Origin of the sequence: Spirulina subsalsa CS-330 (assembly GCF_028330765.1) — a bacterium.
GTDB lineage: Bacteria > Cyanobacteriota > Cyanobacteriia > Cyanobacteriales > Spirulinaceae > Spirulina > Spirulina subsalsa_A.
Map to the genome: position 1 here is coordinate 1 of NZ_JAQMTY010000235.1, position 6,881 is coordinate 6,881.

General features: G+C 54.4%; 7 protein-coding genes and 1 tRNA gene. 3 read left to right on the forward strand and 5 right to left on the reverse strand.

Annotated elements, in window-relative coordinates; genetic code table 11:
• Window positions 1-122, reverse strand: a 122-nt coding sequence (locus PN477_RS16315; protein ID WP_272147460.1) for a helix-turn-helix domain-containing protein, incomplete at its 3' end; no start/stop codon positions are given.
• A gap of 422 nt (window positions 123-544) precedes the next feature.
• Here PN477_RS16315 and PN477_RS16320 point away from each other — a divergent pair.
• Window positions 545-1,696, forward strand: a complete 1,152-nt coding sequence (locus tag PN477_RS16320) for a cysteine desulfurase family protein (RefSeq protein ID WP_272117913.1) — start codon at window positions 545-547, stop codon at window positions 1,694-1,696.
• A gap of 75 nt (window positions 1,697-1,771) precedes the next feature.
• Here the strand turns inward: PN477_RS16320 and PN477_RS16325 are convergent.
• Window positions 1,772-1,844 (reverse strand) — tRNA-Val (locus tag PN477_RS16325).
• 43 nt (window positions 1,845-1,887) lie between these two features.
• Here PN477_RS16325 and PN477_RS16330 point away from each other — a divergent pair.
• Complete coding sequence (locus tag PN477_RS16330) at window positions 1,888-2,469, forward strand: metal-binding protein (RefSeq protein ID WP_272117915.1); 582 nt, start codon at window positions 1,888-1,890, stop codon at window positions 2,467-2,469.
• Here the strand turns inward: PN477_RS16330 and PN477_RS16335 are convergent.
• The 3 genes from PN477_RS16335 to apcB all read right to left on the reverse strand — a co-directional run bounded on the left by PN477_RS16335 (window position 2,439) and on the right by apcB (window position 5,027).
• On the reverse strand, window positions 2,439-3,119 hold the full coding sequence (locus tag PN477_RS16335) for a PHP domain-containing protein (protein WP_272117917.1): 681 nt from the start codon (window positions 3,117-3,119) through the stop codon (window positions 2,439-2,441). The genes PN477_RS16330 and PN477_RS16335 overlap by 31 nt on opposite strands.
• A gap of 243 nt (window positions 3,120-3,362) precedes the next feature.
• On the reverse strand, window positions 3,363-4,223 hold the full coding sequence (locus PN477_RS16340) for an ATP adenylyltransferase family protein (RefSeq protein WP_272117919.1): 861 nt from the start codon (window positions 4,221-4,223) through the stop codon (window positions 3,363-3,365).
• Window positions 4,224-4,517: 294 nt separating this feature from the next.
• Window positions 4,518-5,027: an allophycocyanin subunit beta gene (gene apcB, locus PN477_RS16345; protein WP_072622530.1), complete on the reverse strand. Its 510-nt coding sequence runs from the start codon at window positions 5,025-5,027 to the stop codon at window positions 4,518-4,520.
• A 377-nt stretch (window positions 5,028-5,404) separates the two neighbouring features.
• On the opposite strand from apcB, the gene glnA reads away from it, so the two are divergent.
• Window positions 5,405-6,829 carry a type I glutamate--ammonia ligase gene (glnA, locus tag PN477_RS16350; RefSeq protein WP_072622529.1) on the forward strand — a complete coding sequence of 475 codons (1,425 nt, stop codon included), beginning with the start codon at window positions 5,405-5,407 and terminating at the stop codon, window positions 6,827-6,829.
• The last annotated feature ends 52 nt before the right edge of the window (window positions 6,830-6,881 follow it).

Genomic DNA, 6,881 nt, shown 5'->3' on the forward strand with positions numbered 1-6,881 from the left:
AGGAGTCGTCTCACCGTGTCTGGACTCACTTGAAAGCGTTGCGCTACTTTGCGAATTGATGTGCCTCCTTGTTCATAGGTTTCGACAATTTTTTTGCGAAAATCTAGAGAGTAACGACTCATGAGATTATGCTATGCTCATTTATAACATTGATTCTCCAATTGTAGTGTACCTTGTATTATAGGTAAAGGCTGTAATACAGGCATTAGTATCGAGCAAATAGGTCACTCCAATCTCTCCCGATCGGGTTGGGGGGGTTGGGGGGGTCGAAGAAAAGAGTTGTCTTGGATGCAGCCATAAAATTGCGGGGCGGGAGTAGGGGGATTTGCCTTGATTTGATAGACTAAGATCGCCTCAACTTCTGTATTGGTGGCATCGGGTAAATGCACCCTGAGCACCCCATCATTGCCAATTCGAGAGGTTACGGTAATACTTTGCATCGATTATTTTGCTCCTGTGAAATGGGTCATCGTTCAATCCAATATGCCCCATTGATTGCCTCAATTGTGACAGAATTTTTTGAGTTGGGTACACCGCCACCACCGTGATCTATCTCGACAACCACGCCACTACCCCCCTAGACCCCCGGATTGCGCCCCAACTGCTCGCTGCCTATACCCAAACCTTTGGGAACCCCAGCAGCACTGACCATCGTTTTGGGGATGCGGCCGCCGCTGCGGTGAAAACCGCCTCACAGCAGATCGCGCAATTGCTCCACTGTCGCCCCCGCCAGATTATTTTCACCTCTGGAGCCACCGAGAGCTTGAACCTGGCGATTTTGGGCACGGTTAACCCTCTGATTGATCAGGGCAAACGGCCGAGAGTAGCCTGCACCCCCGTTGAACATAAAGCCGTCCTGGAGACCTGCCGCCACCTCGCCCAGAGCGATCGCATCGACTGGATCACGCTGCCCGTCGATCGCACCGCCCAAATTGACCTGGATGCGGTGGAAGCCTGCTGTGCCCAAGGCTTAGATTTGCTCTGTGGGATGGCGGCGAATAATGAAGTGGGGACGATTTACCCGGTGCGGGAGATGAGCGCGATCGCTCATCGGTACGGCGTGCCCTATCTCTGTGATGCGGCCCAAGCGGTGGGTAAAATTCCCCTCCAGTTTCAGGATTGGGGGATCACGATGTTGGCGGTGTCGGCCCATAAATGCTACGGGCCGAAAGGGAGCGGGGCGCTGCTGGTGCAAGACCACCATCGGTTAGCGCCGATGTTGTATGGGGGCGGTCAACAGCGCAACCAACGCCCCGGAACCCTGAATGTGCCCGGAATTGTGGGGTTAGGGGCTGCCTGCCATCTGCGCCAGGCCGAAATGACCGCCGATGAAACCGCGATCGCCCAACGCCGCGATCGCCTCCAAACCCAACTCCAAACCCACATCCCCGATCTCGTCATTAATGGCGACCCAATCCACCGCCTGGCCGGAAATTTACACATTTCCATCCCCGGCATTCCCAACAGCGCCATCACCGCCCGACTGCGCGATCGCGTTGCCCTCTCGACCGGATCGGCTTGTACCTCCGGTGTGGAAGCCCCTTCCCATGTCCTGCAAGCGATGCACCTCCCCGCCGACCAGATCGAAGGCGCGATCCGGATCGGGCTGGGCAAATTTACCACCGATGCGGAGCTTGACCAAGCCGCGCCCTGGCTGATTGCAGAGGTTGACGCGATCCGCACGATCATGGCCTGAGGTGGGTGCGATCGCCCCGAACGGCACGATCACGCCCGCCTCTCGCGATCAGATCCGGTGAAATTGCGTTCACAATGGACGGTACTGGACTCGAACCAGTGACAGCCTGCTTGTAAGGCAGGAGCTCTACCAACTGAGCTAACCGTCCGATACGATGTATTACACTAACACAAAATTCACCAAGATCCAACATGCCCTCTGGCCGCACCCACGATCGCATCACCCTTTGGAGTCTGCCCATTATCGTCGGCCTGTCGATGTTGGCGACCCGCAACGCGAAAATCACACTGCTACTCGCTAGCGGGTATCTCTTTAGTGGCCTGATGTTCGGCCCCGATTTGGATATTCATTCGGTGCAGTTTAAGCGGTGGGGGCTGTTGCGGGGGATTTGGCTTCCCTACCAAAAGAAAATGCGCCATCGTTCCCGCTATTCCCACGGGTTTTTGATTGGCACTGCGATTCGGGTGGTGTATCTCTTGGTAATTGTGGGGGCTGTGGTGGGGGTGGGCGGCGCGATCGCTCATCTCCTCTTTGATCTGCCGTGGGATTGGGGGCAAGCCTGGCAGCAGAGCCAAGCCTTCGCCCAAACCCATGCCCTCGGCGGCGTGGCGCTGTTTATCGGCTTAGAGTTGGGGGCGATGAGCCACAGCCTCGCGGATTGGACGGGTTCCGCCTATAAACGATGGCAACGCCGCCAACGTCCGAAAAGCACCCCCAGCACCCCGCGATCGCGCCAAAGCACCTACAAACGCAGCAGTAAATCTAAACCGTGAGTATCTGTGCCGCAGGTTTGGAAGAGGTTGAAGCGATCGCCCAAGGCTTTCACCCGCTCTGTTTCCTGGGGGCTGGCCTGCCAAGGGTTGGTGCGCCGGTAGTTGTAATAGGTTTCCACACCATCAATGCCCCACTGGGCCACCATTGGGATCAATTCCTGAGCCGAACGACGATAGCGTTCGGGGTGAGCCAAGACCGCTAACCCCCCCGCTGCATGGATCGCCGCGATCACAAAGGCCGCTTCGGCGGCTGTGCCCCGTGGAGCCTCGCCTTGTAGATAGAGGTGGATCGCCGGATGTTCAGGGTTGAAGCCGTAGCCCAAAATATGAACATCAGTATCATGGATGCGGGCAGTGATTTCAACCCCCGTCCAGAGATGAAGCCGACGGTCTGGAGCCTGGGCATCCAGCCACCGTTGAGCACGATAATATCCCTCAACGGTGTGATGATCCGTCAACGCCATGCCATTCAGGCCAATGCGGAGGGCTTGGTCAATAATGCTTTCGGGAATCAGTTGCCCGTCGGAACTCTGGCTGTGCAGGTGGAAGTTGTAGTGATGGGGACAGCTTTCAGCGTCGAGAGTCTGCCACACTTGCTTCAGGGTCTGGGTGTCCTGTGCCGTGGTTGTCAATGTTAAGGCCTGTGTCATACAGAAGTCCATCCGCTACGAAAAATGCCACTCAGTCGCCTGTAATGCAGTTTTGCAAAAAAGGTTTAATTCTATTACATTCCTTATCACTTTAGCAAAATCTAATCTTCATTACAGACTGATGTGATTGGATTTCATGACACGATTGATAGTAGAGAGCAATTGTTCCCAATGTGGAAAACCTGTGGAAAACCCGATCGAGTTTTCCACAGGTTGGGGAAAAGCGGAGTGGGAATGCTGAGGTTATGGCAGGGGGATCGCGACCTGCTCCAGGAGGGAGAGGGGGCCAAGGGTGGTTAAGGTGGCGCGTTGTTCGGGGGTGGCGACGAAAAGCGTGCCTGCAAACCCAAGGGAATTGACGGAAATGCCTTGATAACGATCGCGCGATCGCGGCACAATCACCATCCAAGCACGGGTCATCAGAAGATTATAGGGGGCCGTCTGTTGTTCGCCCTGGTAGTGAAGACCAGCGGTGCTCAGTAACTCGCCATAGCAGCGGTGAAGATCGGCCGGGGTCATGGTGGGCGTGAGGGGGGCGAAGGCGTGGCGAAAGCGGAAGGCGGGAATTGGATTCGGGGCGTGGGGGTCGGGCATGGCGGTGATCGCCACCTCTAGGGGCAGGTCGTACCCCGGCGGCAAGAGTGGATAGGGCACGAGTTGAAGGTGTTTATGGCGTTGACTGGCCCCGGCATCACGACCGCCGTTATAAAAAGCCAACCCCTCTATTGCCGAGAGGGCGTGAGCGATCGCCGCAAAATCCGCCACCGTCAACCAGGTTTCCTGGGCCTCAAAGGCCCGCGTCACAATCAGGCTATGGTGCTCCACCACATTGAATTTATTCAACAAGCACAGATGCGTCGGCGAGAGATCCGCCACAAAAAGCGCCTCCTCGTAGGGCAAAAACGGATTGAAATCGGGAGCCCGCGATCGCAGCAACGTATCAAGAGCCGTCTTGCGCTGCAAATTATCCGACACATGCACCAAAAACGTCAGCCCCGCCTCCGTCAAAAACTCATGATGGGTACTGATCGGTTGTAGCGCCCCACTCTTGAGGGCATTGGTGCTACAACTCACTAACGATTGCCAGAGGTTCAAGCCGCTCATTTCCCCGCTCCTGTCATGGCCATCAAAAATGCGATCGCCCTCTGGAGAAAGCGATCGCCCCTACCCCATCACCATCGCCCCCTGAAGACCGAAACCCTTCCAGTTCAGAGTGAGGCGATCCGGTGACGGCACTTAAATTATCGGGTGCATCCCACTTTTGCAGATTTACACGGCTCGCTAGGGAACACCCTCATCCCCGGCCCTTCTCCCGCAGGAGAAAGGAGCAAAAGCCCTCTCCTCAGGGAGAGGGTTGGGTGAGGGATTGCATAACTGGGATGCACCCAAATTATCGCGCTAGAGATCCTGCTCACTAAAATCACGCGCCAAATGATCAAACGGCGCATCGATAAAGCTCACATCCACAATCCCGGCTTCTGTGGCCAACTCTTTCACCACATCCTTCATGATTTGAATCCCCATCACCGTCGGGCCAATGGGAACCCCCAACGAGTTATAGGTTTCTCGCAATCCCTGCAAAACCCGCTCATCAAGAACATTAGTATCATCTGCCACCAACGCATAGCTGGCATAACGCAAGTAATAATCCATATCCCGCAGGCAAGCAGAATACCGACGAGTGGTATAGGCATTACCGCCCGGACGTAATAATTCAGGCACGGTCTCAAACAATTGTGCCCCCGCCGCCTTCACGATCGCCGCCGCATTGGCCGTAATCATCGTCGCCACAGCAATCCGATCCGTCCCAGAGGCGAAATAGGACTGCAACCGATCCATCGCATCCCGATCAAAATATCGGCCGCTGACATCATAGTTTCTTATTAAGCTGGTGACTGCATCTCTCATTTAAACTGCGCTCCCAATCACTAAATTTTTTATGGTAAGGGTAGCCGATCACACGCTCGGAATCTGGCACTAATCTAACGCCCCATCATCCCATAGGGAAGCCCGCTCTGCATCGCTGACTTTAAGAAGATCGCCAAATTGACTCACAATTGATACGTTTCGTAACATATTGCCCCCAACCTTTGCAAAACATTACAGACTGTCAACGTATATTGCGTTGGTGAACCAGTGGCAGCCAATCGCCAAAGCTTTAGGATGACTTCGGGGAATCCCATGAAATTCCGTAATTTTTGATACAAAAGTCAATCGACGTGCTTTCTAGGATAACTCTCGATGATTTAATACCGACTGAAACTCCTGAAGGAAGGATTATCCCTATGCCAGAGACCCCTCAAGACGTATTGCAGATGATCAAGGATGAAGACATCCAGATCATTGACCTCAAGTTCATTGACTTGCCCGGAACGTGGCAGCATTGCTCGTTCTATCAAAACCAAATTGACGAAGACTCCTTTGTTGATGGTGTGGCGTTCGATGGCTCTAGTATTCGCGGCTGGAAAGCGATCAACGAATCGGATATGTCCATGGTTCCCGACCCGAAAACCGCCTGGATTGATCCGTTCTACAAAGAAAAAACCTTGAGCATGATTTGCAGCATCAAGGAGCCGCGCACGGGAGAATGGTACTCCCGTGATCCCCGCAGCATCGCCATGAAGGCTGTTGACTATCTCAGTTCCACCGGCATCGGGGACACGGCATTTTTTGGACCTGAAGCGGAATTTTTCCTCTTCGATGATGTGCGCTTCGACCAAAATGAACATGAGGGTTACTACCACGTTGATAGCGTCGAGGGTCGTTGGAACTCCGGCCGCATCGAAGCGGGAGGGAACTTAGGACATAAGCCCGGTTACAAACAAGGCTATTTCCCCGTTGGCCCGACGGATACTCAGCAGGATATCCGCACAGAAATGTTGCTGACGATGAAAGCCTGTGGGGTTCCCATCGAGAAGCATCACCATGAAGTGGCGACCGGTGGCCAAAACGAGTTAGGCATTCGGTTCAATACGCTGATCCAAGCGGCGGATGACCTGATGACCTATAAGTATGTGGTCAAAAATGTGGCGAAGAAATACGGCAAGACGGCGACGTTTATGCCGAAGCCGCTGTTTAATGACAATGGTTCCGGGATGCACACCCACCAGTCGATCTGGAAAAATGGTGAGCCGACGTTCTTTAGTGCCGATGGCTATGCCAACCTCAGCCAAACGGCGCTGTGGTACATCGGTGGGATTCTGAAGCACGCGCCCGCTCTGTTGGCGTTTACGAACCCGTCGATCAACTCCTATAAGCGGTTAGTGCCTGGGTTTGAAGCGCCGGTGAACTTGGCCTATTCCCAGGGGAATCGCTCGGCTTCGGTGCGGATTCCTCTGTCTGGGCCGAGTCCGAAGGCGAAACGGTTAGAGTTCCGCTGTCCCGATGCGACGGCGAACCCTTATACGGCGTTTGCGGCGATGCTGCTGGCGGGGATTGATGGGATCAAGAATCAAATCGATCCGGGTTCTCCGTTGGATGTGGATATTTATGATCTCAGCCCTGAGGAGTTGAGTAAGATTCCGAGTACGCCGGGGTCGTTGGAAGAGGCGTTGGAATGCTTGAAGAATGATCATGAGTTTTTGACGGGCACGGGGGTCTTTACGCCGGAGTTCATCGAAAACTGGATCGCCTACAAGATCGATACGGAGATCAACCCGATGCGCTTGCGGCCTCATCCCTATGAGTTTGCGCTGTACTACGATGCGTAGAACGGACGCAGCCTAGGGTTGTGGGATGAGACGAGCGATCGCTTCTGTGAAG